Origin of the sequence: Paenibacillus sp. DMB5 (assembly GCF_001517085.1) — a bacterium.
GTDB lineage: Bacteria > Bacillota > Bacilli > Paenibacillales > Paenibacillaceae > Paenibacillus_AQ.
Window position 1 is genome coordinate 21,351 of sequence record NZ_LRAC01000022.1, and the last position, 26,774, is coordinate 48,124.

General features: G+C 48.3%; 31 protein-coding genes and 1 riboswitch. Of the genes, 30 read left to right on the forward strand and 1 reads right to left on the reverse strand.

What is annotated here, in order from left to right; genetic code table 11:
* The first annotated feature begins 5 nt into the window (after positions 1–5).
* Positions 6–1,574 carry a hypothetical protein gene (locus tag AWJ19_RS05150; RefSeq protein ID WP_241781609.1) on the forward strand — a complete coding sequence of 523 codons (1,569 nt, stop codon included), beginning with the start codon at positions 6–8 and terminating at the stop codon, positions 1,572–1,574.
* Positions 1,575–1,615: 41 nt separating this feature from the next.
* On the opposite strand, the gene AWJ19_RS05155 is transcribed toward AWJ19_RS05150, so the two are convergent.
* The gene (locus tag AWJ19_RS05155; protein WP_068721994.1) at positions 1,616–2,128 is read right to left on the reverse strand and encodes a GNAT family N-acetyltransferase; all 513 of its coding nucleotides are present in this window, start codon (positions 2,126–2,128) and stop codon (positions 1,616–1,618) included.
* Between the two features lie 215 nt (positions 2,129–2,343).
* Here AWJ19_RS05155 and AWJ19_RS05160 point away from each other — a divergent pair, with 215 nt between their 5' ends.
* The 29 genes from AWJ19_RS05160 to AWJ19_RS37175 all read left to right on the forward strand — a co-directional run.
* Positions 2,344–2,631, forward strand: a complete 288-nt coding sequence (locus tag AWJ19_RS05160; protein ID WP_039879281.1) for a hypothetical protein — start codon at positions 2,344–2,346, stop codon at positions 2,629–2,631.
* Positions 2,632–2,655: 24 nt separating this feature from the next.
* A complete protein-coding gene (locus tag AWJ19_RS05165) occupies positions 2,656–2,997 on the forward strand; it encodes a restriction endonuclease subunit S (RefSeq protein WP_068721995.1) in 342 nt (113 codons plus the stop codon).
* Entirely contained in the window at positions 2,994–3,296 is a 303-nt protein-coding gene (locus tag AWJ19_RS05170) for a hypothetical protein (protein WP_068721996.1), read from the forward strand. The genes AWJ19_RS05165 and AWJ19_RS05170 overlap by 4 nt, the downstream gene beginning before the upstream one ends.
* 4 nt (positions 3,297–3,300) lie before the next feature.
* Positions 3,301–3,690, forward strand: a complete 390-nt coding sequence (locus AWJ19_RS05175) for a hypothetical protein (protein WP_039876756.1) — start codon at positions 3,301–3,303, stop codon at positions 3,688–3,690.
* Positions 3,691–3,848: 158 nt separating this feature from the next.
* Positions 3,849–4,373 (forward strand): GNAT family N-acetyltransferase, encoded by a 525-nt coding sequence (locus AWJ19_RS05180; RefSeq protein ID WP_068721997.1) that lies wholly within the window; start codon positions 3,849–3,851, stop codon positions 4,371–4,373.
* 165 nt (positions 4,374–4,538) lie between these two features.
* Positions 4,539–4,637, forward strand: a riboswitch (purine riboswitch).
* Positions 4,638–4,715: 78 nt separating this feature from the next.
* Positions 4,716–6,053, forward strand: a complete 1,338-nt coding sequence (locus tag AWJ19_RS05185) for a 5'-deoxyadenosine deaminase (protein ID WP_068721998.1) — start codon at positions 4,716–4,718, stop codon at positions 6,051–6,053.
* A gap of 153 nt (positions 6,054–6,206) precedes the next feature.
* Positions 6,207–6,596: a hypothetical protein gene (locus AWJ19_RS05190; protein ID WP_068721999.1), complete on the forward strand. Its 390-nt coding sequence runs from the start codon at positions 6,207–6,209 to the stop codon at positions 6,594–6,596.
* A gap of 125 nt (positions 6,597–6,721) precedes the next feature.
* Positions 6,722–7,348, forward strand: coding sequence for a hypothetical protein (locus AWJ19_RS05195; protein ID WP_068722000.1), 627 nt, complete (start codon positions 6,722–6,724; stop codon positions 7,346–7,348).
* 447 nt (positions 7,349–7,795) lie between these two features.
* Entirely contained in the window at positions 7,796–8,692 is an 897-nt protein-coding gene (locus AWJ19_RS05205; RefSeq protein ID WP_068722002.1) for a WG repeat-containing protein, read from the forward strand.
* Positions 8,693–8,839: 147 nt separating this feature from the next.
* Complete coding sequence (locus tag AWJ19_RS05210; protein ID WP_068722003.1) at positions 8,840–9,352, forward strand: hypothetical protein; 513 nt, start codon at positions 8,840–8,842, stop codon at positions 9,350–9,352.
* A gap of 117 nt (positions 9,353–9,469) precedes the next feature.
* Complete coding sequence (locus AWJ19_RS05215) at positions 9,470–9,913, forward strand: hypothetical protein (RefSeq protein WP_068722004.1); 444 nt, start codon at positions 9,470–9,472, stop codon at positions 9,911–9,913.
* A 23-nt stretch (positions 9,914–9,936) separates the two neighbouring features.
* Positions 9,937–10,320, forward strand: a complete 384-nt coding sequence (locus AWJ19_RS05220; protein ID WP_082707706.1) for an Imm26 family immunity protein — start codon at positions 9,937–9,939, stop codon at positions 10,318–10,320.
* Between the two features lie 258 nt (positions 10,321–10,578).
* Positions 10,579–11,118 (forward strand): WG repeat-containing protein, encoded by a 540-nt coding sequence (locus AWJ19_RS05225; RefSeq protein ID WP_068722005.1) that lies wholly within the window; start codon positions 10,579–10,581, stop codon positions 11,116–11,118.
* Positions 11,119–11,124: 6 nt separating this feature from the next.
* Positions 11,125–11,880, forward strand: coding sequence for a hypothetical protein (locus tag AWJ19_RS05230; protein ID WP_068722006.1), 756 nt, complete (start codon positions 11,125–11,127; stop codon positions 11,878–11,880).
* Between the two features lie 74 nt (positions 11,881–11,954).
* On the forward strand, positions 11,955–12,413 hold the full coding sequence (locus AWJ19_RS05235; RefSeq protein WP_068722007.1) for a transposase: 459 nt from the start codon (positions 11,955–11,957) through the stop codon (positions 12,411–12,413).
* 125 nt (positions 12,414–12,538) lie between these two features.
* Positions 12,539–13,219: a hypothetical protein gene (locus tag AWJ19_RS05240; RefSeq protein ID WP_128083501.1), complete on the forward strand. Its 681-nt coding sequence runs from the start codon at positions 12,539–12,541 to the stop codon at positions 13,217–13,219.
* A gap of 15 nt (positions 13,220–13,234) precedes the next feature.
* Positions 13,235–13,858: a hypothetical protein gene (locus AWJ19_RS05245; RefSeq protein WP_128083502.1), complete on the forward strand. Its 624-nt coding sequence runs from the start codon at positions 13,235–13,237 to the stop codon at positions 13,856–13,858.
* Positions 13,859–14,391: 533 nt separating this feature from the next.
* Positions 14,392–14,772 carry a GntR family transcriptional regulator gene (locus AWJ19_RS05250; RefSeq protein ID WP_068722010.1) on the forward strand — a complete coding sequence of 127 codons (381 nt, stop codon included), beginning with the start codon at positions 14,392–14,394 and terminating at the stop codon, positions 14,770–14,772.
* Positions 14,769–15,638 carry an ABC transporter ATP-binding protein gene (locus AWJ19_RS05255; protein WP_068722011.1) on the forward strand — a complete coding sequence of 290 codons (870 nt, stop codon included), beginning with the start codon at positions 14,769–14,771 and terminating at the stop codon, positions 15,636–15,638. Before AWJ19_RS05250 ends, AWJ19_RS05255 begins: the two co-directional genes overlap by 4 nt.
* Positions 15,631–16,269 (forward strand): ABC-2 transporter permease, encoded by a 639-nt coding sequence (locus AWJ19_RS05260; RefSeq protein ID WP_068722012.1) that lies wholly within the window; start codon positions 15,631–15,633, stop codon positions 16,267–16,269. The genes AWJ19_RS05255 and AWJ19_RS05260 overlap by 8 nt, the downstream gene beginning before the upstream one ends.
* Positions 16,270–16,698: 429 nt before the next feature.
* On the forward strand, positions 16,699–17,382 hold the full coding sequence (locus AWJ19_RS05265; RefSeq protein ID WP_241781610.1) for a sigma-70 family RNA polymerase sigma factor: 684 nt from the start codon (positions 16,699–16,701) through the stop codon (positions 17,380–17,382).
* Positions 17,379–18,578, forward strand: coding sequence for a hypothetical protein (locus tag AWJ19_RS05270; RefSeq protein WP_128083503.1), 1,200 nt, complete (start codon positions 17,379–17,381; stop codon positions 18,576–18,578). The genes AWJ19_RS05265 and AWJ19_RS05270 overlap by 4 nt, the downstream gene beginning before the upstream one ends.
* A 232-nt stretch (positions 18,579–18,810) precedes the next feature.
* The gene (locus AWJ19_RS05275; protein ID WP_068722014.1) at positions 18,811–20,718 is read left to right on the forward strand and encodes an LTA synthase family protein; all 1,908 of its coding nucleotides are present in this window, start codon (positions 18,811–18,813) and stop codon (positions 20,716–20,718) included.
* 8 nt (positions 20,719–20,726) lie between these two features.
* A complete protein-coding gene (locus AWJ19_RS05280) occupies positions 20,727–22,163 on the forward strand; it encodes a hypothetical protein (protein ID WP_068722015.1) in 1,437 nt (478 codons plus the stop codon).
* Between the two features lie 89 nt (positions 22,164–22,252).
* The gene (locus tag AWJ19_RS33835; RefSeq protein WP_082707708.1) at positions 22,253–22,426 is read left to right on the forward strand and encodes an aspartyl-phosphate phosphatase Spo0E family protein; all 174 of its coding nucleotides are present in this window, start codon (positions 22,253–22,255) and stop codon (positions 22,424–22,426) included.
* Between the two features lie 732 nt (positions 22,427–23,158).
* Positions 23,159–24,247, forward strand: coding sequence for a glycosyltransferase (locus AWJ19_RS05285; RefSeq protein WP_068722016.1), 1,089 nt, complete (start codon positions 23,159–23,161; stop codon positions 24,245–24,247).
* A gap of 29 nt (positions 24,248–24,276) precedes the next feature.
* The gene (locus AWJ19_RS05290; protein WP_068722017.1) at positions 24,277–25,410 is read left to right on the forward strand and encodes a glycosyltransferase; all 1,134 of its coding nucleotides are present in this window, start codon (positions 24,277–24,279) and stop codon (positions 25,408–25,410) included.
* A gap of 210 nt (positions 25,411–25,620) precedes the next feature.
* Positions 25,621–26,508 carry a glycosyltransferase gene (locus AWJ19_RS37170; RefSeq protein WP_068722018.1) on the forward strand — a complete coding sequence of 296 codons (888 nt, stop codon included), beginning with the start codon at positions 25,621–25,623 and terminating at the stop codon, positions 26,506–26,508.
* Positions 26,508–26,774, forward strand: a 267-nt coding sequence (locus AWJ19_RS37175; protein ID WP_277815778.1) for a glycosyltransferase, incomplete at its 3' end; no start/stop codon positions are given. The genes AWJ19_RS37170 and AWJ19_RS37175, both read left to right, overlap by 1 nt.

The window sequence follows — 26,774 nt, forward strand, 5'->3', positions numbered from 1 at the left end:
TCGAAATGACTTCATTATTAGAGGTAGAGCTTAAGGAAATTACTTTAAGTAAAAAGACTCTGGAGATTAATCATGTACTGGAGCTTCTGGCAAAGTATAAGGAAACAACGCTGAATACGCTAATTAGCCAGTTTGGGCTCGGGCCTGTCTTTGACAGCTACAGGAACGGCGGGAATGTAACGACCCTTCATAACGCCGGGAAGGGAATCTTTGCGGATGAAGCCACCTCAGAGCGGTACACGGAAGCTTTTGACCGGAAGAATTACGAGAAGGATTTCCCGAAGAAGCGGAAGCTTAAATTTCAAACCAGCAGCCAAATTACGGATGACTATACCGGAAAAATACTAAGGAAAGACGGGACAACCCATCTGGATCACATTGTATCTGCCAAGGCGGTTCACGACAATAACGGGGCGCGCCTGTATATGTCTGCTGAGCGGCGTAATGAAATGGCCACCTCCGATAAGAATCTGGCCTGGACAGACTCCAGCTTGAATCAGTCGAAAAGCGATAAGGATCTGGAGCAGTGGATGGCCCGCCAGAACAAGCGGACTCCAGGCGAGACCAACGCCCAGCATTATGAAATCAATCAGGAGGCGGCTGCCCGGAAGAATAAGGAAGCTAAGCAGCATGTCCAGTCCACAGTCCGGCGGGCCAGAAACAAATATTATGCATCCGGGGTGCTGTCAAGCGGTGTGGATCAGGGCTTGCGGATGGGGAAGAAGCAGGCACTCGGGATGTTCCTATATGAGCTGCAGGCGGCGCTAATCCCGGAAATGACCGAATATTTCAGACAGTTTAAGAGCTATGGGACTTTATCAAGAAGAATAGAAGAGTTTAGCAATCTCTGCATGCGTCTGCAGGCAAGGATGGCGGCAAAGGCAAAGGATATCGCCAGAGCTTTTGGCGAGGGGCTGGCCGGCGGCTTCACCGCGAACCTGATAACAATCCTGGTCAATACGTTCGCAACCACCTCCAGGAACATGGCCCGGATGCTGAATGACAGCATACATGCCCTGATCAGAGCCTTCAAATTACTGATCAATCCTCCCTCCGGAATGGGGCAGAGCCAGGCGCTGCTGGAAGCTTCCAAAATATTGACTGCAGCTGTTACAGCTTCAGCCGGAGTCATATTGAACGAAAGCTTTGCCGCCTATCTCAAAACAACCCCGGCTGCTCCTTTTGCGGATCTGATTGCCGGTGTGCTTGGCGGGATTCTGACCGGAATTGTCTCCGTAACCCTCGTATATATGATCGACAACTTTGTTGCAGTAATGAAAAGTGTAGGAGCGGCCTTCAGCCTGATCAAATATCAGCTGACAGTTAGCAGGGATGACATCCGCCGGATCTATCTGGATGCGGTCTCGTCAATTGATGCCGAATATCAGCTGATTCTGGGACGGATCTATCTGGAATATGAAGAGCTGAACAAGCTGACAAGCCTCGCATATGATTGCGGCAGACTGGCGGGACTGCAGTTAAAGGCCAGCCAGGAGCTGGCCAGGGCGAACGGAGTACAGGAAAACGAAATCCTTATGGGACTGGATGATATTGACGATTTTTTTATGAATTGAATACTGTTAAACCTGACTTCGTCCTCGGAAGTCAGGTTTTTTTACGGCCGGCCAACCCTCCACCAGATCAGCTCATCGGTCTCGCGGTAGGGTTCAGCACCCAGATGCTGCAGCAGCCTGTGGGAGGCGGTATTGTCCGGCTCTGTATCAGCAATGACCCACTGTGCCTCCGGATGGCTGAAAATCCACCCATTAAGACACCGTACCGCCTCCGTTCCGTACCCCTTGCCCCAATGCTGCCCGTCAATGATATAGCCGATTATAACCTCACCCTGTCCGTTCGGCCGGCCTTTCAGAATCAGGAAGCCGATGATTTGCTGCTCCTCCCGGTGAATGACAGCCCAGCACGTATACCACAAATAATGCTCAGCGTTCTGCAGCACCTTGGAATGGCGTACCTTGAGTGCATACAGCATTTCATCGTCCAGAATGGCCGGGGCCAGCCTGTAGCCAAGAGCCTGCTCCAATGAGGCGGCGGCGCAGCTGAGGGTACTGACAGACAGCTCTGCGGCAGTCATGGCCTGTAAATCCAGGCGGTTACTTGTAATTTTCATAGTGCGCCCCCAATCCATTTATACATTCTGCTATAAGACCTTTATGTGAGAAAAGACCATTCATTCCAGCATTCAGCATATGCCCGGGCATTCCCTCTGTCAATATCCTCCAAATGTTCATAGGTTCCGTTCCTCAGCATTCCGGGTTCCTCCGCACCGACAGGGCTTCAGCCGCATATGCTGTAGCAGGGCGTTTGAGCAAAGGAGACATGAAGGTGCAGAATAAAATAACCAAAGTGCTGCAGCACATGGCCCATACGCACGAACAGATGGCGCGGATTCTTGACGCCGAACGCCACGTTGCCGTCCGTATGTCGCAAATAGTCCATGATCTGCCGGATGCGGAGCCTGATTTCGGCGGTTTCAGCGGACTGGTCGAAAGCCACGGCCAGGTCAACAAAAATATCATCGCTTATTTGAACGCACTTGCTGATCTGGAAGAGGCGATGGCCGAAGGGGTAGGCCGTGTAATCAAGGAACTGGGCGGCCAGGAAGAAGAGTAGCGCTTAAAGAGCAGGAGGCGGAATATGAGCAGGGAAAAAGCTTATCTGCAAATGCTGGAGTCGACCGCTACTATCCAGTGGAACATCGCGATGATTCTCGAGGCCAAAGCGGTAGAGGCGGAAAAGGTAAAGCAGTGGACACATCATCATATCCATGCGAGATCCTTCGACAACCATGAAGAGCAGCTGAAGGAAACCCTCTCGATCCATGAGGTAATTGTGGAGATGGTGGAGGGGCTGACCAAGCTGGAAAACGGGCTGTACAGCAACCTGAAGGCGGTGCTGGGCAGCGGCGAGGATGAAGGCGGCGAAGGCTTCGGCGGCATGTCCGGTGACGGCTTCGACTTCGGGGACGACAGCAAATGAGCGGCGGGCTTCTCTCCGAACACGCCGTCAAGCTGGAGATGATCCGCTCCATTGCCCGCAGCCAGGCCGCACTGGCTGCGATTCTGGAGAGTATCGCCGAAATTACGGGGCAATCGGAGCTGACGGCCCGCAAGCTGAGTGACAATATCAGAATCCTAAGCCAATATCAAAGCGCCATGTGCCGGATGATGTCCGGTATTTCGCTGCATCAGCCCAAGCAGGGGAAGCCTGCGGCACCATGGCTTAACAAGCATGCGCAAGGGATGCCGCGAAGAGCACATGGAGTACAGGAGGAGTAGAAGGATGAAGAGAAAGAAAGCAATCAAGCGTTCAGGCCGGGCAGCCAAGAGACGCACCCTGCTGGTGACACGCAAAGCGAAGATCCGCAGAGGAGCCGGCCGCAAACTCCGCAAGCTGCGCTCAGGCAAGACCAAGAGAGGACTGCTGCTGCGCAAGAAAAGAAGACTCCGCCGCCGGATTGCGGCCCGGAGAGTTCAGGTGGTTGTTCAGCCGCCGGTGCAGGTAACGCCGGCTGCCCCGCTGGTCGTTCCGCTCCCCCCGGATCTGGGCGTCCCTCCGGAAACCCCGCCGGGAGACGCCTATCAGCAGGGCTACACCGAAGCATACAACGTGGGGTTCGACGCCGGTTTCGCCAAGGGCTTCGAGGACGGGCATAAGCTGGAGCTCGGCTAACCAAACATGGGCTTGCCCGGATCGTGCGGGCAGGCCCTGCTGTGCTGTACAGACCGGAAGCCGGACTATTGAATTTGTCTCCTGATGTGATAAACTTCACTATGGATCGTCGTAGTCAGGTTTAACTCAAAATCATCAGGCAGGAAAGCAGGGATACCATGGGCAGTAATGAAATCCGTAAAGCGCGGACAGAGGAAATCGGAGAGATTATGGAGCTGATCGCCAGATGTGTACAGGTGATGCAGGCGGGCGGAAGCGACCAGTGGGATGACAGCTATCCTAACCGTGAAGTCATTGGACAGGATATCGAACACGGGACACTCTACGCTTACATAGATAATGGCGCTGTTGCCGGAATTCTTGTGCTGGACGAGCACCAGAATGAGCTGTACCAGAGCATTAAGTGGTCACAGGAGCAGGGCAAGGCGCTGATCATGCACCGGCTGGCTGTTCACCCTGAGGCTCAGGGCAAAGGCATTGCCCGGAAGCTGATCGCTTACGCCGAGCAATATGCCCGGGAGGCAGGGTACAGCAGCATCCGGCTGGACACTTATACGAAGAACACTCCTGCGCTTGCTTTGTATCCGGGGCTTGGATATGAACGCAGAGGCGAGATTTTTTTCCCGGGGCGTACCGCGAGCTTTCCGGTATTTGAAAAAGTTCTGGATGGCGACAAGGAGTAATCGGGCTGCCCGAGGATTAAGATACACCTAACCTATGTTATATAAAATAACACAATATCATTGTTTTCATGGAGTTAAACACAGTTTTCACCGTTAATTCTGATTTTAATGTTAATTTAGTTGACATTAACTTTGTCCTTCGTTTATTATGGGGTTATTCAAAAGCAATTGAATAATCCTTTTTTTCGTATATCCTTAATAATTGGTTTAAGGGTCTCTACCGGGAACCGTAAATTTCTGGCTACGAAAATATGCTGCGGCATGTTTTTGTGGCCTTTTTGTGTTATCTGGCTGTACAGACTGAATGAGCAATCTGTGAACTGAACGAGGGGGAAACGGGACATGGCCAACATACTGATCAAAAACGCGGAAATTATTACAATGAACAAGCAGGAAGAAATCTTCCATGGGGATATCCGGATCAAAGACAATCTGATTACAGAAATCGGCAGCGGGCTTATGGCGCAGGGGGATGAGCGGGTTATTGATGCAACCAACCGCACGGTAATTCCCGGCTTTGTGCAGACACATATTCATCTCTGCCAGACGCTGTTCCGCGGCAAAGGCGATGACCTGGAGCTGATGGACTGGCTGCGCAAACGGATCTGGCCGCTGGAAGCCGCCCATGATGAGGAATCGCTGTATTATTCAGCTATGCTCGGGATCGGGGAGCTGATCTCCAGCGGTACGACGACGATTGTCGATATGGAGACGGTCAACCATACGGATTACGCATTCCAGGCGATTGCCAAAAGCGGCATCCGTGCCCTCTCCGGCAAAGTGATGATGGATCAGAAGGGCGGAGACGTTCCGGCAGCACTGCAGGAGGAGACGGCGGCTTCGCTGCAGGAAAGTGTGGATCTGCTGGAAAAATGGAACGGCTACGGCAACGGGCGGATCCAGTACGCTTTTTCACCGAGATTCGTGATCTCCTGTACAGAGCCGCTGCTTAAGGAAGTCCGTGACCTGTCGGCCCGCTATAATGTGAAGGTGCACACCCATGCCTCCGAAAATCAGGGGGAAATCGAAATCGTCCAGGCGATGACCGGCATGCGCAATGTCGTGTACCTCGATCACCTGGGGCTGGCGAACGAACGCCTGATTCTGGCCCACTGCGTCTGGCTGGATGCCGAGGAGAAACGGATTCTTCGCGAACGCGGGGTGCATGTCAGCCACTGTCCGGGCTCCAACCTGAAGCTGGCTTCAGGTATTGCCGATACGCCGGGGATGCTGCACGATCACATCCACCTCAGTCTGGGTGCCGACGGCGCGCCATGCAACAACAACCTCGACATGTTCAACGAAATGCGGCTGGCCGCAGTCATCCAGAAGCCCCACCACGGCCCGACCACGATGGACGCACGCAGCGTCTTCCGCATGGCCACCATCGGCGGCGCCAAGGCAGTCGGCATGGAAGACCAGATCGGCAGCATCGAGGTAGGCAAAAAAGCCGACCTGGCGATCCTCAACCTCTACAACTTCCACACCTTCCCATCCTATGACGTCGATCCGATCTCCCGGATTGTCTACTCCGCCACCCGCGCCGATGTCGAGACGACCATTGTCGACGGTGAGATCCTGATGGATAAAGGGCTGCTGAAGACGGTGGATAAGGACATTGTGCTGCAGGAAGCGAACCGGTCGATTAAAAGGTTGCTGGTGCATACGCAGGTTAGCTGACCGGCATATGATCGTCACATTCGACAAAATACCACCGTTTCGCAAGTTGGATTTTTGACATATGATTGATTTGTGTGAAGGCTGCCCACGGTTGTGGGCTGTTTTTTTGTCCGGATATTGTAGGGTGTATTTTTGCTGAAAGGAATGGATAGCATGGACGGAAGCGAGAATTTGAATACATTTGGGGAACTGTTGATAAAGCAGGTTAGAGATAGAACTATTGATCAATGGGAGAAGATATTAACCGGACAAATTAAAAGTAAACGTGCAGTAAGTGTGTATGAGGAAGCTCAAGTGAAATTAGACAGCTCGGCTTTGGAAATGGTTACTGGTCTGGTTAGTCAAATCGTTGATTCTACATTACATAATTTTCTAAGCTTATGTGAGCAGGAAGAGAAGATTAAGATCCTGTTTAAGACCAATTACATTGAAGAGGCGGAAGCAACGGATATTGTAGGAAATAGCGAGGGATTGGCTGGTGAGCTTTACACAGAAGATGGTTGGATATTGAAATACTCCCAAAAACCATATATTGAGCCTTGACGGAAATAATATTACCAATATAAGGGCCGATTCAATATGTTAAAGGTCTTGCACCAGCCGCACTGGCTGAGAGAGTTATTAACGGAAATGACTTAGGGGAAAGAAATAGCCCGGGAGGAAGTTTATTGTCTACATTAATCATAGTGTTGTTTTCTTTCATGATACTCTTGAACGCAGCAGTGCTATTTTGGTTTACATATAATGCTACTGCATACTTTCAACGTGGTATGGATATTATCGGAACCTCAATATTGGGGATGGCGGGAGTTCCGCTAATTCTAATTTCGATCCTGTTTATTATGTTCATTTTTAGAAGGCGAAAACGGAAAGGAAGAATTAAATACATAGAAGTAGTGGTGGTATTTCTTTCAATAATGTTTTCTGGCTGTCTGTTAATCATTACAAATGATAGCCAATGGGCTGAAACGAGAGTTACTAGCGATGCAGTAAGAATCACTACAGATAATAGGTATGAGTACAGGCTGGATTTGGTGAATATGTTTCAGAGAAATGCTTATGCAAGATTATATTTAAAAAATACTGCGGATGAAGAAGAAATTTATATACCCGTTGATATTGAGCTTTCGGATATAGTTGTAATAAGTATGGGGGACGAAATCCAGTGGTCTGTTCTTGAATCGACCGGTAATCCGTCACAATATATTTTATCAACAACCGACGATTTTCTTGTCCCAGAAAAGAGGTTTGATATAAACGTGGAATCCAAAACCTCTATAGAAATTAATAATTAGTTTGCAGGAAATTAAGGGTAATCTATGTACTGGTAGACTCAAATTGTCAGGGAGACGGAGGCGCGGAAACTGAAATTTTCAAAAAGAAAAGCTTGGAGTTACAGCGAGGAATTTAATTCTTTTATGATGGGTTCAAATTATGTTATTGGTGAAATATATCTTGTTCTAAATAGTAATACTCTTTATTTCGAAATAGAGCAATAAGGTATAAGTAAAACAGCCGCATGTGATGAACTCCATGTGGTTTTTTGGATATCTGGGGGATGAAGATGATAACTATATTTAGAATAATGAGAGTAATCACTATAACTGCTATGCTATTATCCGGCTGCTCTAGTGTGGAGTCCAGTAGCACGAATGCTGCGGATCAAGTAACCTCCGAATTGCCAACTAACAACGATGAGTTAAATTGGAAATGGGTTGTGGAGCCGGGTATATATAAGGGATTTGTCTTTTGTCGATGAGGATTGGATTGCAGTTAAGGGCGGCAACGGGAAATATAAGGTGATAGACACAAATGGAGAAACGGTTTTACCGGATGAATACAATAGTATTGGCGGTTTTTATAACGGAGTTGCCGTTGCAAACATTGGCGGGAAGATTTCACATATTGACAAAGAGGGAAGAAGGATCACGGAAGAAAGTTATCAGAATGCAGGCCGGTTAAGAGAATCCAGAGGTGCCGTTCAAAACAATGATAAGTGGGGGTACATCGATGGGTCAGGCGAGCTGATCATACAACCTCAATTTGAGGAGGCCAGATCCTTCACTGGAAACCGCGCAGCTGTAAAGCTGGCGGACAAATGGGGATTTATCGATGAGTCTGGCCGAATGGTCGTGCAACCTCAATATAATCAGGTGGAAGACTTTCACGAAGGATACGCGGCAGTCATGAAAAACAATAAATGGGGATTCATCGATACCGATGGACAGGTGAGCGTTGAATTGAAGTATGATGGCGCCGGGAATTTTAGTGAAGGCAAGGCCGCTGTCAAAGTATCGGATTACTCAGAGGATGGAGATGCCTGGGCGTATATAGATTATGATGGAAACATAGCTATTGATTTTTATCCTTACAATGCTTCGGAAGGCCGGATGATTGAGGTTGGAGAGTTTAAGGATGGGCTCGCTTTTGTCTCAAAAGACTTATATTGTATTATCGACAGCGAAGGAAATAATGTTTTCTTGGGTGACTCTAAATTTTTCATTAGTGCTTTTTCTTATGATAAGGAGTTGAATGTGATTCCTGGCTATGCATTTACGGATGAAAGTATGAAGGTTCGCCAATATATGGGATTAATTGGGATTTACATGGAGAGCAACGGCTTTGCGCCCAAGCTTTGACTTTTTGGGAGAAATGAATGGTCCCTATGCTATGGTCATCAATGTAGAGAATGGTGTAGATAAAAAAGGGATTATAGAAATTTATGAATGAACAGAAGCGATATTCAGACAACTACCAAATAAAGGAAAAGGTTGTAGGAGGACGTTATGAAGAAGTGGATGATATTAATGTCAGTTTTCGTAATTATATTAAGTGTAATACTAATAAAAAATAAAGAAGACACTTCTATTTATGAATCTGACTACTTTTCAAAGTTAGGTTTAAGTTACCACAAGCATGAATATCAATATAAGTACACTACTATGATCAAAGACTTTGGAGAACCGTTAAAAATCGAAGAGAAAGATGGAAAAACCTATTGTTTTTATAAGGAATTTTTCTTTATGTATTATGAGAAGTTAAATAAAAATTCAATTAATTACAGTTCTGCGTTTAACGTTACAGTGACATCAGATAAATATAAGTTCGGTAAAGATAAAATCGGAGTTGGTTCAGAGATAGAAGAGGTTGAGAAAGCTTACATAAAATCAATTGATAAAGAAGCTAAACATGATTATACAGGCTTCCGGGATGGGAGTTCATATGATGAGCAGTGGGTGGAATATTATTTTGATAAAAATGATAGAGTTCGAGCGATTACATTAGGTTTGTCGGTATAATTAGACGAATTGCGTTAAATCTATAGCAACCCCGAACTAACTATGATTTCATCTAGAATTTAAAGTGAAATGGACGTATACACCGCTTAAGATATTTGATTGAGTGAGGTATTAAAAATGGAATATAAACGAGTAGTTATTTATGTGGATAAGAAGAATAACTTGATTGTTATTGCAAATGGTTTAATAAAAAAATGGGGAGGAATTATAAAAGAAATTGATAGGGTAGAACAATTGAATTTTCCTTATGAAGAAAAGGGGATTGAAGAAGTATTGCTTCAAATGATGAGTAAATGGAATACACTAGCTCCAGAGGAAGTAGGGCTAACGCCCCTTGAAAAATTTCTAGGTGTTAAGGGTTATGCAAAAGCAGTAAAAGGAAGAAAATGCATAGACTTCAATTGGAGAATTAACGAGGGTTATTCTATAACACCAACTAAGAGAGAGAAGACAGGTTTTGTTTCAATTAAGGACAAGCGAATAGATCTGGGAGTAAAAATAATGCCAGGTAAGCTATACAGTGCACTTATAGAAGCAATCGAGCAATCCACATTCTTGTAATTGAAAAAAGGGATGGAAAATAGATGGATGAATTTACTGAATTACTGCATATCAAAAAGACCAGAAAAAAACCAAAGGTAGGAGATATTTTTATTTTGCAGCCAAAAGAAGGTCTATACTATAGTGGCAAAGTTATTAAGACGGGAATTGAGAGTATCAATCCTTTTTTGAATGGGTGGAACTTGATTTATATATCTGGAAGACCTGCAACAGATAAGAAAGAAGCGAAGTTTGATTTCAGTCAAGGACTGCTAATTCCTCCTGTTGTAACTAATAATAAAGGTTGGTACGATGGTTTTTTCGAAACAATCCAATCAGAAGAGATAAGTGATCAAGAAATGAATTTGAGTTATGGATTTTGGGATGAAATAAAAAAAAATACAAAGATGAACATGGTCAAATTTTAATGAGTGAGCCTGTATTTGTTTCTGGATATGGACTTGTGAGCTATGGCGGAATTGGTAGAGCAATTCATAGGGTGTTGAGTAATAAGCCTCATTTAATGTAGAAAGATACGTACTAGGCACTCATTAGTTGCGATTAAATCTTCTCCAAGAGAAACCCACATGTGAGTTAAGGGACTGACCCCATAAAGTGAGATAAATCAAAACACCTTCAAGAGAATGGAACCCGTCGTAAGATAGGGTACAACAAAACCTCGGATCATGAAAAACAATAAATGGGGTTTTATCAATACCGATGGGCAGGTAAGTATTGATTTAAAGTATGATGAAGCCGGGAATTTTAGTGAAGGCAAGACCGCTGTCAAAGTGTCGGATTACACGGAGGATGGGGATGCCTGGGCGTACATAGATAATGATGGGAATATAGCTATTGATTTCTATCCTTACAATGCTTCGGAAGGCCGGATGATTGGGGTTGGAGAGTTTAAGGATGGGCTCGCTTTTGTCTTAAAAGACTTATACTGCATTATCGATAGCGAAGGAAATAATGTTTTCTTGGGTGACTCTAAATTTTTCATTAGTGCTTTTTCTTATGATAAGGAGTTGAATGTGATTCCTGGCTATGCATTTACGGATGAAAGTATGAAGGTTCGCCAATATGGCTTAATGGGATTACATGGAGAGCAACGGCTTGCGCCAAGCTTTGACTTATTGGGAGAGATGAACGGTCCCTATGCTATGGTCATTAATGTAGAGAATGGTGTAGAAAGGAAAGGGATTATTGAAATTTATCGGAGATGAGAAAATGTGAAGCCACGGTTAATCGTTTTTATACCAATTCTATTAATATTAATTTCTTGCAGTACAAAAGCTGAGCTGAATGCTGATAAAACAAAAAATAGAAGTGAATTAAGTAGAGGAGCAAGTTACGAAGTTGAAAGCAGAAACTACTCTAAAGATGAGATCAATATAACGTATCCAAAATTAGTTCATCTGGCTAATGATACAAAAGAAGATGAAATAAATGAACTGATTCAGGAAGAAGCGGTAAAAATAATCGAATTCTATTCCCTAGAGGAAGGTAATCTGGATGTAGATTATCGAGTTACGTTCAAAAGTAATGATTTTCTTAGTATTCAATATTTGGGTTCGTTTTTTTCAAAAGGAGCAGCTCACCCGTTAAATATATTTTATACCTCAAATATTGATTTAAAAAAAGCAGTGAAAGTTAAGTTAAGTGATTTGCTGGAGATTAATGAAGCTTTTGTTGAAAAATTTAAAAGAGGTAACTATAAAAGCTATGATGACAATTTAGATTTGCAAGAGGAAGGAGTTATGGATGAGCTCTGGAGTGTGTATAGTGATGAGGATTTGCTTAATTATTTTCAACAAGCAGATGAGACAGGGCGGATCAATGAATCAGGCACATTTAGCTATCTCACCCAAGATTCAATCGGAGTAAGTATTTCCATTCCACACGCGCTGGGTGATCATTTAGAGATGGAAATAAGTTTTGCGGATTTAGGAGGGAATATAAAGAAAGATAGTTTTTTGTACTTTTAGCGGATTAATAAAGGCGGTGAAAGGATCTAAGCAAGCTTGCTGACCTGAAAATAAATGTTTGCCGAGAGACGAATTTGATAGATATATCAAGTAAAGGAGGAGAACATAGCCGAGGTTTCCAACTGGAAAGCATGACAGGCATTGACCTCGTCACGGCAGCGCAGCTGGTAGCAGAGATTGGTGATATCTATCTCTTTGCTACGCCCGATAAGCTGGCCCGATTTGCCGGAATCGCCCCGGTAATCGTTGGCTCAGGAAACAAGGTTAGAAACTACAAGAGTAAGCAGGGGAATAGAGTATTGCACGACATCATTAAATCGCTTGCGATCCGTCAGCTTCTGGTTACACGTTCTACAAAAGTACCCCGGAACCCCTACTTTCACTGGTACTATGAGCAAAAGTTAGCCGCAGGAAAGACCAAGCAGCAAGCCATTGTGTGCATTATGCGGAAGCTAGTGAACGTAATCTTCTACTTGATGAAAACCAAGAAGGCATACGTAATTCCAGAAGTATCCATATCAGAAGCTGGTTGATATAATCTGGATGGCGGCGATTGGAAACAGTCGCCGTCCTCTATTTTTAGAATAGTCGCTTTATAAACTAGGATACGTATGAAGGGCAAATTGATAATCCGCTGAGTCAGAATTTGTATACGTATGTGAGTAATAATCCATTAAAATATATTGATCCTTCAGGGCATTGGCAGGAAGGAGACGAAAACCTAAATATTGATGTACAAGATAGAATTATTCAGTTAACAAAAGAATGGAATGATGCCAAAGGAAATAGTCATAAACAAGCAGAAATACATGCTGAGGCAGATTTACTTCGTGGATTAGATAAAATGTTTTCAAACGAATTTGCGCCGTTTAAAGAAAGCTTTAGCGTGTATGATACTACCGAGGCAATTGAAATCATTCAAATATACGATAGTTACATTAATTTGACAAGTCAATCACTTGGAGTATCAAAAGAAATGATTGCTGCAGTATTGTTTCGAGAGATGAGATGCTTTGCGCCGGATGATGCATTTGATCCTTATAAACTTAGCTATCTTGGTCAAGCGTCTATAGGCTTAGGACAAATTTTTATTAGTACAGCTAGAAGAAGTGAAACAACAGTACTAGGTAAAACTTCAACAAAAACAGACCAGCAGTATTACCAATTATTAATGAATAACGAAACAAACATTTTTTATATTGGAATAATAAATATGAATTTAAATCCTTCTAGTCCTAATCAGGCAGTTCTAACAGCATATAATGGTTCCAGTAATTATGGTTCTGCAGTAATGAGTTATGTTAAATTATTTCAGAAATATTATTCTACAATTCAGTAGGTGGAAAATTTGAAATTGAAATTGAACATTGCATATTTAATAACATTTGGTTTGTTCTTTGTGATTCTCATCTCTATTCTTCTGTTTTTTTTAAATATGAAACATTGGAGCAGAACAAACATTACCGAAAATTTAATTGTCCCCATACATGATTATCAGATTAATTCATTCATAGATGGAATGAAAGTCGCAAAAGAACGTATAGATAAGTGGAGGCCTAATACCGAGTTCACTTCGGTTCAAATGAGATTAGATGGACAAGAAGCTATAAAGAATAGAAATACCAAACTCTTGTATACCTTTCATCTTTCAAATTCTAGTTGGTTTGGAGTACCACACATTCTTGCTCAAGTTTCAATAGATACAAATTTGAGGAGTATTGATTATTTTACAGTATATAGTGGGGAAAGGTTAGATGAAAAAATACTTGATACAAGCAATTGGATTGTTAATTTTGATGACATTTATCATTTAATAGATGTTTATTTGTCAAAACATTATCAACTGAGTAAACCTATTATTATAGTAAACGCATTTAGTGAGATATGGAATATAGTTTTATACGATGGAAATCTGTCAAAAACAGTTGATTCGGTTTATGTAAATGCAACGAATGGAGAGGTTGTTGAATTACCCTGACTTAAGTACTAATTGTATAAAAATTCAAGATAAATAAACAAAATAAGCATCGGAAGGACCAACCTTCCGATGTTTATTTGTATTGATATTTAACCTTCCAGTCTACAACTGCTTCCGTTTATAAAACGTAGTAAATGCCGCTGCCAGGAGAAGAACGAGTGCTACACCGGCAATGATGGCTTCGCTAGTGCTGCCTTGCTGCTTGGTATCGCCTGGTGCGCCGCCTACTGTTCGGCCGTCCAGCCTTGCCCTTGCGCGCGTTGCCCTGCGCTGCTCGCGCCATCGCCGCTGCCAGAGCCGTTGTAGCTCGAGTGATAACGCCTTCGAGCTGGCCGGAGATACTCGCGGTAGATAACATAAAAATGACTACATGAAGCGTAAGTGTTATGTGTTTTTTTATTGAGTGAAAATAGCCCTTTTATTGCTAATAAGGTGCAGAAGGTATGATATGCAATTGACACCCCTCCTTATATAATGTATATATTAAATATATACATTAAACACATTTCACCGAAGGATGATGGTGCCGCAGCATGAACATTTTGATATCAAGTACATCAGGAGAGCCGATCTATGCCCAGATTGTGACGCAGGTCAGGCAGCTGATTTTGCAGGGGGAGCTGGGAGCGGGGACGCCTCTGCCGTCCATCCGCCAGCTGGCCAAGGAGCTGCAGATCAGTGTGATTACGACCAAACGGGCTTATGAGGAGCTAGAGCGGGAGGGTCTGATTAACTCGATCGTCGGGAAGGGCTCTTTTGTCTCCGGCGCGGATCAGGAATTCATCAAAGAGCAGCGGCTGCGGATACTGGAGCTGAAGCTGAAGGAAGTCAGTGAGGAGAGCAGGCAGCTGGGGCTGTCTTACGCGGAACTGGCAGAGATGCTGAAACTTATCTACGAGGAGGAGCAGGAATGAGCGATTGTATCAGGCTGGAGCATGTTCATAAGAGCTACGGTTCTTTTGCGGTGCAGGACATTTCGCTGGGTATTAAGGAAGGATACATTACCGGATTGATTGGCCCCAACGGTGCAGGCAAAACCACACTGATCCAGATGATTATGGGCATGGTGCATCCGGACCGGGGAGACATTAAGCTGTTCGGCGGCCAGAATAAAGAGCAGGAGTCAGCGGTTAAGGAACGGATCGGGTACGTGTCGGACGAGAATATTTATTATGAGCAGCTGACAATCAAGCAGATGAAAAAGGTGATCGCCCCCTTCTACAGCCGCTGGGATGAAGATACATATGTGAAGTACCAGGAGCTGTTCAGGCTGTCTCCGGGCAAGAAGATCAAGGATCTGTCCAAGGGGATGAAAATCAAATTTTCACTCGCCATCGCTTTATCCCACGGCGCTGATCTGCTGATTATGGACGAACCTACGTCAGGCCTTGATCCGGTGTTCCGGCGGGAGCTGCTTGATCTGTTAACCGAACACATCCAGGACGAGAAAAAATCCATTCTGTTCTCCACCCATAACACGACCGATCTCGACCGGATTGCCGATTATATTGTGTTTGTGAATGACGGGCGGGTTGTGTTCAGTGAGATGAAGGAGGCGCTGGCGGAGAAATATCTGCTCGTCAAAGGCGGGAAAGAGCTGCTCGACCGCGACACCCGCCGTCTGTTTCTGGGAATCCGCGAGAGTGCACACGGCTTTGAAGGACTGATGGGCAACCGTGCGGAAGGGGAGCGTTACTTTAAGGACGCTGCCATTTGCGAGACGCCAACGCTGGAGGAAATTATGTATTTCTCGGTAAAAGGGAGCGATCTGCGTGTATAATTCACTTCATCTCATCCGCAAAGACTTCATTATTGTGCAAAAGTTCATTCTGCTGCTGATTCCATACTATTTGGTCATGGGCTTTACGAATTTTGATAACTACACTGTGTTCGCCCTGCTTCCGGCCATGCTGCTGTTGATCAACACCTGCACAATGGATGTGCAGCACCATAACCAGAAATTCCTGGTCAGTCTGCCTGTTCAGAGACAGCAGATCGTGCTGGCCAAATACCTGGCCATGCTGCCTTACTCCGTGCTTAGCTTTGCCTGCACCGTGCTGCTGTATCTGGTCGCCTTTTCAGTTGGCCGTACTACCGATCCGCTGGCCTGGAGGGAGCTACTGCTGTGTATCGCCGGATTTCCTCTCTTGGCCTCCTTCTACCTTCCGCTCTATTACTGGCTGGGGCGCAAAGGAACCCAGATCGTTAATATGGTCTTTATTATACTGATTATGGTTAATTTCGCTGCTGTAAAACAGCTGATGGAATGGTTCCCCGGTCTGGCAGGCTGGGTAAGTAACGGGACTACAGACAGCCCGCTGGTGCCGGTAATTGCAGGTCTCGGTTACGCTCTGATTGTATTCTGCTCTTATCTCATCTCGCTGCGGGTATTTACTGCCAAGGATATTTAGAGTGAAAGTGCCCGGATTGCATACAAATAGCGCTGTTTAAACAATGTGATGACCTCCGGATATCCGGAGGTCATTTTTTGCTTACTGGATGTGCTACCCATGTGCCATCTGGCCGAACGCATTGAAGCTTCTCCGCGAGCCTGCATTCCCTCCGACAGACACAATAGCTGCATTTTATACAATTAAAACCGGCAGGAATTTGTCCCTTCGCCATATAACTGTAGTTTGTGCAGCTAAATCTGCCCGAATCGGCCAAAAGAGCGTTTTTCGCTTGTTTTAGTTGCACGGAATACACTTAGACGGGCTTTGGGCGGAAAAAGTGGCTTTTTAAGTGTACAGAGTGCAATTAAGCAAAGATGAGGTAATCTAATAGAAAATATAGGGAACCTTTCCCGTATCAATAGGGTCGTATTAAGTGAGGTGAAGCGCTTGGAACTGGATAAGCTGAAGTATGAACTCAGGGGTGAGCTGAAGGCTGGTTTGAATGATGAGCAGAGGGCTGAGCATAAGAGTGAGCTGAAGAATGGACTGGAGGACAGGCTGAAGCTTGCCGAAGCCATGGATGAAGAACAGCTGCGGCAGGTTATGAGCCTGTATGGCAATGACATCTGGAATTATATCTATTATCTGACCAAAAATACCGAGCAGGCAGACGATCTCGCGCAGGAGGTATTTGTGAAATGCTTCTACCGGATCGGCACGTACAGGGGAACGGCCAGCCTGAAGGGCTGGCTGCTGACGATTGCGCGGAACACCGTGTTCTCTTACCGGAAGTCGCGATTTTTCCGCACGGGTCTATGGGGCAGTGGGATCCAGAGCCTGACGGCGGCAGGCCCGGAGGAGCAGCAGGGAGCACTAGAGGAAGCCGGACAGCTGCTCGGCACAACACGCTCGGCGGAGATGGAGTACATGGGCAACCAGCAGACGAAGGACATCTGGAGCGTTATTATGAAGCTGCCGGATAAGCTGCGCGAGGTGCTGGTGCTGGATCTCAAGGCAGAGCTGTCTATTAATGAAATTGCCGAGTTGACCGGTCTGCCGCCGGGAACCGTCAAATCGCGGCTGCACCGGGCACGCCGTAAAGTCCAGGATAAACTAAGGGGGTTACAATGATGGATGAACGTGAGCCGCAGTGGTATGAGCAGGCCCGTAAGGGGCCGTTTCAGGAGGCTAAGTTTACGGACGCCTCTGCCGAACAGGTGATGCGCAGGCTGCGGGCGGAATCCGGAGCAGTCCACGTCCGCGGCCCCCGCAAGCTGCGAATGGGAATCCTCACGGCTGTAATCCTGCTGATACTGGCGGGAGCAGGAGCTTTTTTTCTGCGGGATGGACCGCCGGGTAAAGAAACGCCTGCAGGAATTGGGTTGCCCGTCAAGGAGAAGGCTGAACTTACGGATGAAGAGCTAAAGAGGATTGCAGAGCAGTTGATCCTAAAGCAGCTTGGCCGGGAAATCCCTTTCGAAAAGCTGGAATACGAGCAGCGTACTGGACGCGTACAACTTGTATACAGTGAGTACAGCAAAGCCTATGCAATGCTCAGACTTAACGCGGAGACAGGGGAAGCGGACGCGTACACGATGAATGCAGCATTTGGACCCGAAGCAACCGACAGCAAACTTGTCAGTGATGCCAGAGAGAAGCTGCGGGAGCTGGGCTACACAGGAGAATTCTCCGTTACCGGGTCTACGCGTTATGTGGACTACGGGCGCTCACCGGATCATAGCGTACAGGTTCAAGATGTCATTACTGCAGCGGATGCAGGCATTAACTTTACAAACGGGGTCTATGAACGGGCCGGTTTTAATATAGATCAGAGTGAGGTCAGTGAGGAATTGAAACATACCGGACTAGAGGCGCTCAAACTGCTGAGAACCGGCTGGGAAGACCAGATGACCGGGGTAGTCCGTTCCACAACGGAAGGGGCAGGCGATGAAATTACCCTGTATTATGGCGACAGCCCGGGTCAAGATACATTTGTTACTTTTGACTATACAACCCAAAAAGTTCTGGATGTAGCCGATTATTCACTGAACGTTGTTGGTCTTACTCACCCCCAGACTGAAGAGGAACGGGATGAGCAGCTGCTCAGCATGGACAACGCCATCCTCCAGAGCACAGCTGCAGTTATCGCAGACAAACTGTACGAAGTTAATCTGAAAGAGGATTACACGCTGGTTAAAAACGAACCAAGGCCGGGAGTGATCACCTTTGAGAGCCATAGCGGTGGGCCGGCTATTGAAGCTACTTACAACCTGGATGGCGTCATGTACAGCTTCAGTATAAAGAGAGCAAGCAACACACTATATTAATGAAGAAACTGACTTCATTCAAAAATATATATTAATGAAGAAATATATTCTGGCAATAGAAGAGACGCAGGCCTGCAGCAGGCTGTGTCTCTTTTTGCTATCCAAGAAATTATAAGTTTGCGGGGTGTTTTGCGTAACAAAACAACAATTGCTATACTAGATTAATCTGAACTTTTACAAAAAAGTGGAATTTAGTTAACAGAAATATAGTATGGAAGTAAGAGGGATCTCTATGAACAAACAAAACAACAGGCTGCTGCCGGTGCAGTTCTATGTGGTAGCAGGACTGGTCTGGCTGAAGCTGCTGCTGCTGCGGGTGCTGTTTTTTGAACGGATCGCCTGGGAATGGATTGCCATGGACCTTGCGCCGGTGCTGCTCATTATGGGCATTCTGACCGTGCTGCTGCCGCGGCGGATCAAGTCAGGAGCCTACTGGAGCTTCAATGTCATCCTGTCGCTGCTGCTGTTCGCGTCCAGTGTGTATTTTAACCATTTCGGGTCGGTCCCGACCTATCTGGCTTTTTATGAGTTAAACCAGGTATTCCAGGTTAAAGAAAGTGTGGAATCGACGATCCAGCCGGTGGATTACCTGTTCTTCGCTGATCTTGTAATTGTGGTCGTCTATGCGGGAATACGCAGATGGCAGCGGGGGCCGGCTTATCAGAGCCGGAGCTACAGCGGCGGTACACGCCCGGCTTCCTCAAGAATCCAGCTTGTTGTCATTCTGGTGGCCATTATCGGCGGAGGGTTACTCTCGGCCTACTCGGTGCACGCCGCACGCAGCATCACCAACGAGCTGGTTCAGGCGGAAAGCGCAGGGTTCCTGAACTATGAGCTGGTAGCGGCACTCAAAGCGCAGGAGGATAACGGGCTGATCGGCACGGGCGATATCAATGAAACGATTGCCAAAATAAACACGCTGGAAGCATCTTATCCCTACAGCAGCAAGCCATCCGGAACGGTTCCGGACTATTTTGGCTCGCAAAAGGGTAAAAATGTTATCGTCATCCAGCTGGAGGCATTCCAGAACTTTCCGCTGCATCAGTCACTGGACGGGCAGGAGCTGACACCGGTGCTGAACAGCCTGGCGGAAGAGGGCTTTTATTTCCCGCAGGTCTATCAGCAGATTGGCCCGGGCAACACGTCGGATGCCGAGTTTATGAGCAACACTTCGATCTATCCGATCGGGACGCTTGCGATGTCCACCGGCTTCGGGGACCGTGAGCTGCCGAGCCTGCCGCGGCTGCTGCGCAAAAAGGGATACGAAGCCTACACCTTCCACGTGAATAAGGTAGGCTTCTGGAACCGCAATGAGCTGTATCCGGCACTGGGCTTTAACGGGTACTATGACAAAGGCAATTTCGTCAACGATCATTTTAATTCGTTCGGCGCCTCGGACGAGCAGCTGTATGTTACCGCTGTAGACAAGCTGGCAGAGCTGAACGGGCAGGGAACCCCTTTTTATGCGCAGCTTGTGACGGCTTCCAGCCACCATCCGTTCAAGGTTCCGGACAGCTTCCGGAAGATCACAATGCCGGATTCGCTGGAAGGTACGATGCTGGGCGATTATCTGACAGCGATCAACTACGCCGACTATGCGATAGGCACGCTGATCGATGGGCTGAAGCAGCGGGGGCTATGGGACAACACGGTGCTGGTGCTGTACGGTGACCATTTCGGCCTGCAGCCGCAGGATGTGCCGCCCGAGCAGGTTGAGGAAGCGCTGGGCATCCCGTATCATCCGCGGATCAGCCGGTTCAATATTCCGCTGATTGTGCATGTGCCGGGCATGACCGAGGGGCAGACTGTAGAACGAACCGGAGGACAGCTGGATATTGTGCCGACGGTAGCCAACCTGCTGGGCCTCGATCTGAAAGCGGAAGGCTTTACAGCCTTTGGGCATGACCTGCTTAATATAGAGCGAAATGTGATCGGGATGAGGTACTACATGCCTTCGGGCTCTTTTTTTAACGATGAGATTATGTTTGTTCCGGGCAAAAGCTTCGCTGACGGTACCGCCGTCTCGCTGGATACCCTACAGCCTGTAGCGGACTACAGCAAGTATGAGGGAGATTATAACTATATCCTGCAGCTGATGGGCCTGTCCGATGAATATGTGAAGCTGCTGCCGCAGCGCTAGGAGGAGCTATGAAAAGAGTACTAAAGCCGCAGATTCTGGTCACTCTGGCCGGAGGCGGACTGATTCTGTATCTGCTGTTTCTGCAGCCGTTTGTCGGGGTGGCCGATAATGGCGATTTTTTGCGCATGATGAATACGATCGGACTGAACTATTATAATGCTACGGAGAGCTATGCGGACCGCTTTTTCAGCTTCAGCCACTCGCAGTTCGCTTACGATAACTTGTTCAGGGGCTTTTATCCTTCCTCGCAGATCCTGCTGGTGCTTGTCCCCCGGCTTCTGGCCGGGCTGGTTCACGGCAGCTATTTTGATATCCGGGTGCTCGGGGCGGTCTATGCCGTGCTGCTGCTGGCCGCAACCTGGCTGACCGTGAAGCTCGGGGCCAAGCACTCCGCTGTTATGGGACTGCTGCTCGGGGCCGGAATGCTGTTTGTTTTTTATGATATCGGGTATCTGGCCTATTTCAACTCGCTGTTCGGTGAGCCGGTGTCGATGGTGTTCATGCTGCTGACCTTTGTTCTGGGGCTGAGGCTGACGATGCAGGACCATCCGACCCGCAGGGGGCTGACGCTGTTCTTCATTGCTGTGCTGTTTCTTGTCTGCTCCAAAATCCAGAACGCGCCGGTGGGCCTTGCGTTTATGCTGATTTTTTGGCGTCTCGGCTCCCTTCAGAGGGAAGGGGGCTTCGGCAAGCTGGCCAGGCGGTTTGCTGTAGCGGTAGCGGTTGTATCGGTCATTCTGTACGTGACGGCTCCCAAGGAGCTGAAGCATATTAACCTGTACCAGACGGTATTCTTCGGCATTCTGAACGAGTCTCCGGATGTGCGCGGCGATCTGCGCGATCTCGGGCTGCCGGAACGGCTTGAGGTGCTGGCGGGAACGAACTATTTTCAGGGGGATACGGCGATCAAGCAGGATGATCCTTCGCTGACGCCGGATTTCTATGACCGGATCTCGCATAAGGATGTCCTTTTCTTCTATTTAAAACATCCCTCGCGGCTGATAGATAATATGGAGTATGCGGCACAGAACAGCATGTCCATCCGTCCCTATTATCTCGGAAGCTATGAGAAAAGTCTGGGTAAGCCCGCAGGGGCAGTGGCCTATACATACAGCGGGTGGAGTGAGTTCAAAAACAGGCATCTGCCTGATTCGCTCTGGTTCCTTGGCCTCTTTTATCTGGTCTATTACGCAGGAATATTGTTGTATTATTTCCGTGCCCGGGAGCTCCGGGAACGGGTTGCCGGAGAGCTGCTTATGCTGCTGGGTCTGATCGGGCTATTCTCTTTCCTGGTGCCGATTCTCGGTGACGGCCGGGCGGATATCGGCAAGCATCTGTTCCTGTTCAATGTGAGTTTTGATATGATGGCCGTCGTTATGCTGGGCGGCATTGTGCGTATTGCTGCAGGATTTTTGGGGCGCAAGAATGGGACTTTGGGCAATTGACCCCTGGTGCATAATCGAATACAATGTGTTTGGAACTTTAGTAAAAGATTAACAATGGCTTACAGCCTCAACTGAGTAAGGGGGCCGCTATGGGAAATGACGAACACAGGGATCGAATCGAGCAGGCAAGACAGGAGCTGAATCGGCTGGCTCTTGAGTATGGAGTGCAGGATATCAGAGTTCTCCGCCAATCCGTTAAGCTGGATGCGCTGCTGAATGAGTATACGGACTGTCTCACCGATAAGGATGACATGCCCTATTAGCATAAGACAAAAGTATTGTATATCTTGGACATTTGGACGGCCTGGCCGTCTGGATGTCTTTTTTTATGGGATTTGTAGGTTGCTATTTCGCCCGTCTGTGGCTACGGAAGGAGTAGGGGACGATGGCTAGAATGAGAGGCATAAATGCCTCTGAATCGGCTGGGAGTGGGAAGATGGAAGATACCTAATTGGATTTTTGTCACTTAATTTCCTGTTTTATCGGACTTTACGGTAATTAAGTGGATATGTGCTATTTAAAATGGGGCGTATCGGCCGTTTGGAGTGAATTGGGAGCATTTAAGTGGCGTTTTTCCAACTAATGTTCCAAAAAGGCTGCATAGTTGAAAAATAGATGTCAAAAATCCACTTAGTCCCATGACATGAACGTACCGATGAGTGTACGGATACACATATGGATGAACGTCCCTATAACCAAGCTGATCTTACATATCGAATAAAAGTTAGTTTTATAGAGGTGATGAGTAACAACTTGCTCCTATAGGTTTGTCCGTAAAGAGTGCTCCGGCGGCTGTTTGGCTGCCTGGGGCACTTTTTTATTTGGCGGCGGAGGTGGCGGGAGTGGAAGGAATAAGCAAAGGTGCGGGCAACCCGGGTGATTGACAGCGGGCATCTGCCAATTTATCGCCGGGCATGGCAGATGTCCATGAGGCGGATGCTGACTCCGCATATAGTACTACTGTCTTGAGAATATGACGGGGCAGGGTGAAAGCCGTGAAAGCAAAAAAGAGAAGAACGCGTCCGCGGGATTACCGGGACGGCTATCAGGAGGGATACCGTCTCGGCTTATGTGAAGCTGTGAAACGCTTGAATTCTCCGGAGGTGGAAGCATGCCGGCCTTTTAAGCTGATGTATGTCCCCCAGGGGTTTGAAGCGATAGATACAGGAATCACAGAAGCGCTCCGGCTGCTTGTCAGTGAACTGATTCTCGCAAGTCCTGAAACGATGCTGGAGGTTGCATCGCGCGAGAGGCCGGGAGCTGTGCTGGTCATGAACGGCCTGCATGTCTTTCCCGAGAACCATCTGGACCAGATTGATGAAATCCGGAAACTGGGCATCACTACAGCCATCTGGTTTGCGGATGACCCGTATTTTACCGAGGATACCTCCGTTATCTGTCTGCACTATGACCATGTATTTACGCATGAGCTGGGGTGTGTGGAATTTTACCGCTCCCTGGGGGCAGGCTCTGTCCATTACCTGCCCCTCTGCGTCAATCCGCAAATGTTCTATCCGCGCCGGACCGGGCCGCAGTACCAGTTCGATATTGTGTTCATCGGCAATGCTTTCCGCAACCGCACCGCGCTGTTTGATGAGCTGGCGCCTTACCTGAAGGGGAAAAAGGTGCTGATCGCCGGTGGCTTCTGGGAGCGCCTGAGCCAGTTCGAGGAGCTGTCGCCTTTTATCAAAAGCGGCTTTATTCCTCCGGAGGAAACAGCCAATTATTACAGCGGGGCGAAGCTGGTCATCAACATTCACCGGCCCTGGGAAGGCGGGCTGGATAACCGCAATACCTTTCAGCTGCCGTCGCGCTCCATTAATCCCCGCACCTATGAAATCAGCGCCTGCGGAACGATGCAGCTGACGGATATCCGTGAGGATCTGGATAGCTATTACCGTCCGGGCTACGATCTGGAGACCTTTGCCTCGGCTGAAGAGCTGAAGCGCAAAATCGATTACTACCTGAAGCATGAGCATGAGCGGCGGAAATTTGCGCTGCGGGGGCTGCAGACGACCTTGCGCCGCCATACCTTTACGGCAAGGCTGCCGGAGCTGCTGAATGTTCTTACTTCACAAATGTGAAATCCAAAGGGATGAAGGAGCGATTATTCATGAATAACGAATTTATCATACCCGCGCCGCCGCTGCCACGGACACCGGCAGAGGAAGAAAAACTGCGCGGACGCCTGACCGGCTTCAAGACCGGCTATGACGAGGGCTATCTGCGGGGACGGATCGCCATTCTGGACGGCCGGCCGGAGGAGCCGATTCCGGTGAGAAACCTGCATGTGATGTATGTAGCCTCCGGCAAGGGCTATCCGTACTCCCCGCTGGATGACGCCGTTCTTTATGCTCTTCAGAAGCTGACCACCCAGGTTACAGTAACGGATGTGCGGCAGAACCTGGCGGAGCTTGCAGCAGTGCAGTGCCCGGATCTGGTGCTGGTGCTGGACGGAATGGAGCTGCCGCTGGAGCAGGTTTCCATGCTGCGGGGCAGAGGCATCAAGACGGCAATTTGGCTCACCGATGACCCGTACTATACCGATTTTACGATGAAAATTGTTGCCCACTACGATTACGTGTTCACGCTGGAGCGCAATTGTGTGGAGGTATACCGCGGCCTGGGCTGCCCTGAGGTTCACTATCTGCCGTTTGCCGCCCACCGGGAACACTACCGTCCGACGACCGGCCGTTCGCCGATTCAGCGGGATGTCAGCTTCATTGGTTCGGCTTACTGGAACCGGATCAATTTTTTCCGGGATGTAATGCCTGAGCTGATGAGCTACAACACCGTCATTAACGGAATCTGGTGGGACCGTCTCCCGGAAGCCCCTCTATACGGGGAGCGGATTGAAATTGGGAAGTGGATGACTCCGCAGGAAACGGCAGTCACCTACAGCGGCTCGAAAATAGTCATTAATTTGCACCGTGCCCATGTGGATGAACAGGACAACAACAATCAGCTGCTGATTCCGGCCGCCTCTCCAAACCCGCGCACCTTTGAAATTGCCGCCAGCGGTACCCTGCAGCTGAGCGATGCCAGAGATGATATGGGAACTTTCTACAAGGTTGGCGAGGAGATTGATACCTTCTCCAGTCCGCAGGAGATGATGGATAAAATCCGTTATTACCTGACGCATGAGGAGGAGCGCCGCGACATGGCTCTGCGGGCTTTCGAGCGGACGCTGAAGGATCATACCTATACCAGACGCCTCCACCAGCTGCTGACTGTCATCTACGGGTAAACGGCATCCGCTCTGGAGAGTGTTTTATAAAAATGTGCGCTTACCGGGGGACAGGTGTCGTGCCGGCATCTGTTCCCCCTCAATATACTGAGTACTGGACCTTGGCACCCGCCCTGAAGCGGTCGGCAAGTGAAGTGCGAAGAAAAGCTTAACACTTTGAAGGAGGTGAATGGCTGCTCGAGGCCCTTTGCCAGGGAGCGCCGAAACACCATGGCCGACAAAGCTACAATCGTCCTCTTTTCCCACGTTTCCAATACCCGCAGCATCACGGGTGCAGAGAAGCTGCTGCTGTTCTTCGCCCGCGAGCTGTCCTGTTACTTCCATTGTATTCTCGTAGCACCTCAAGACGGCAAGCTGACCCAGCAGGCCCGCAGGTCCGGCCTGAATGTGCAGATCATCCCGATCCCGCTGGTCTACGGGATGTATACCCCGTACGCGGGACTTGAGGCGGACATCTGCAAATTCCAGGAGGGCCGGGAATATCTGGAGCTGAAAGACTGGCTTGCCGCGCTCCGGCCGGCGTTCATTATTTCGAGCACCTGTGTGCATGCCCTGCCGGCGCTGGCGGCAAAGTCGCTGGGCATTCCGGTAGTGTGGAAGATTTCCGAGACGATCACGGATAACGAATACACCGGAATCAGTGTGGAGCTGATTCACAGAAACAGCGATGAAATTCTGGCTATTTCCCATACGGCAGCGTCGTGCTTCCCGCAGGAGATCCGCGACAGCAAGGTGACGCAGCTTCCGCCCTCCTGGAATGACCAGGAGCTTCTGATGGCGGCCTGGAGCACACTCAGGGGCGAACGGCGGCGTGAGCTGCGGATTGCCCCGGGGGAGCTGCTGATCGGTTATATCTCTTCCTTCATTAATAAAGAAAAAGGTCTGGAGCATTTTGTGAAAATGGCGGTTCTGGTCAGCGAACAGCATCCGGAAGCAAAATACGTGGTCATCGGCACTCCCGGGGACAAAAGCTACTATGAGCGCTGTGTGCGTAAGGTGAAGCTGGAAGGGCTGACCTCCCGCTTCAAATTCTACGGCTATGAGGATTCCCTGCCCTCCGCTTACTGCGCTATGGATGTGCTGGTGGTACCCAGCTGATCCGCGAAGGCTTCGGGATGACGGCGCTTGAAGGCATGGCTTTTGGCAAGCCGGTCGTGGCCTATGACTCCGGCGGCCTGTGTGAAGCGGCTGCAGGCTGCGGCTGCGGCGACCTCCTGGCCCCGGCCGCAGACATCGGTGCGCTTGCTGCGCGCGTGAACGGCCTGCTGGCGGAGCCCGGCCTTGCCGCAGCCACCGGCAGCCAGGCGCGCGGAGTGCATCGACGCCGTCTACGGGCCGGCGGCTTACCGCGCGCGCCTGCTCGG

Excerpts from the sequence above, each read along its gene's own strand:
- AWJ19_RS05250 (WP_068722010.1), top strand. The coding sequence starts at position 14,392 with ATGAACATTTTGATATCAAGTACATCAGGAGAGCCGATCTATGCCCAG.
- AWJ19_RS05215 (WP_068722004.1), top strand. The coding sequence starts at position 9,470 with ATGGAATATAAACGAGTAGTTATTTATGTGGATAAGAAGAATAACTTG.
- AWJ19_RS05290 (WP_068722017.1), top strand. The coding sequence starts at position 24,277 with ATGAATAACGAATTTATCATACCCGCGCCGCCGCTGCCACGGACACCG.
- AWJ19_RS05175 (WP_039876756.1), top strand. The coding sequence starts at position 3,301 with ATGAAGAGAAAGAAAGCAATCAAGCGTTCAGGCCGGGCAGCCAAGAGA.
- AWJ19_RS05190 (WP_068721999.1), top strand. The coding sequence starts at position 6,207 with ATGGACGGAAGCGAGAATTTGAATACATTTGGGGAACTGTTGATAAAG.
- AWJ19_RS33835 (WP_082707708.1), top strand. The coding sequence starts at position 22,253 with ATGGGAAATGACGAACACAGGGATCGAATCGAGCAGGCAAGACAGGAG.
- AWJ19_RS05225 (WP_068722005.1), top strand. The coding sequence starts at position 10,579 with ATGAAAAACAATAAATGGGGTTTTATCAATACCGATGGGCAGGTAAGT.
- AWJ19_RS05220 (WP_082707706.1), top strand. The coding sequence starts at position 9,937 with ATGGATGAATTTACTGAATTACTGCATATCAAAAAGACCAGAAAAAAA.
- AWJ19_RS05280 (WP_068722015.1), top strand. The coding sequence starts at position 20,727 with ATGAAAAGAGTACTAAAGCCGCAGATTCTGGTCACTCTGGCCGGAGGC.
- AWJ19_RS05275 (WP_068722014.1), top strand. The coding sequence starts at position 18,811 with ATGAACAAACAAAACAACAGGCTGCTGCCGGTGCAGTTCTATGTGGTA.
- AWJ19_RS05155 (WP_068721994.1), bottom strand. The coding sequence starts at position 2,128 with ATGAAAATTACAAGTAACCGCCTGGATTTACAGGCCATGACTGCCGCA.
- AWJ19_RS05185 (WP_068721998.1), top strand. The coding sequence starts at position 4,716 with ATGGCCAACATACTGATCAAAAACGCGGAAATTATTACAATGAACAAG.
- AWJ19_RS05150 (WP_241781609.1), top strand. The coding sequence starts at position 6 with ATGACTTCATTATTAGAGGTAGAGCTTAAGGAAATTACTTTAAGTAAA.
- AWJ19_RS05180 (WP_068721997.1), top strand. The coding sequence starts at position 3,849 with ATGGGCAGTAATGAAATCCGTAAAGCGCGGACAGAGGAAATCGGAGAG.
- AWJ19_RS05165 (WP_068721995.1), top strand. The coding sequence starts at position 2,656 with ATGAGCAGGGAAAAAGCTTATCTGCAAATGCTGGAGTCGACCGCTACT.
- AWJ19_RS37170 (WP_068722018.1), top strand. The coding sequence starts at position 25,621 with ATGGCCGACAAAGCTACAATCGTCCTCTTTTCCCACGTTTCCAATACC.
- AWJ19_RS05270 (WP_128083503.1), top strand. The coding sequence starts at position 17,379 with ATGATGGATGAACGTGAGCCGCAGTGGTATGAGCAGGCCCGTAAGGGG.
- AWJ19_RS05255 (WP_068722011.1), top strand. The coding sequence starts at position 14,769 with ATGAGCGATTGTATCAGGCTGGAGCATGTTCATAAGAGCTACGGTTCT.
- AWJ19_RS05170 (WP_068721996.1), top strand. The coding sequence starts at position 2,994 with ATGAGCGGCGGGCTTCTCTCCGAACACGCCGTCAAGCTGGAGATGATC.
- AWJ19_RS05210 (WP_068722003.1), top strand. The coding sequence starts at position 8,840 with ATGAAGAAGTGGATGATATTAATGTCAGTTTTCGTAATTATATTAAGT.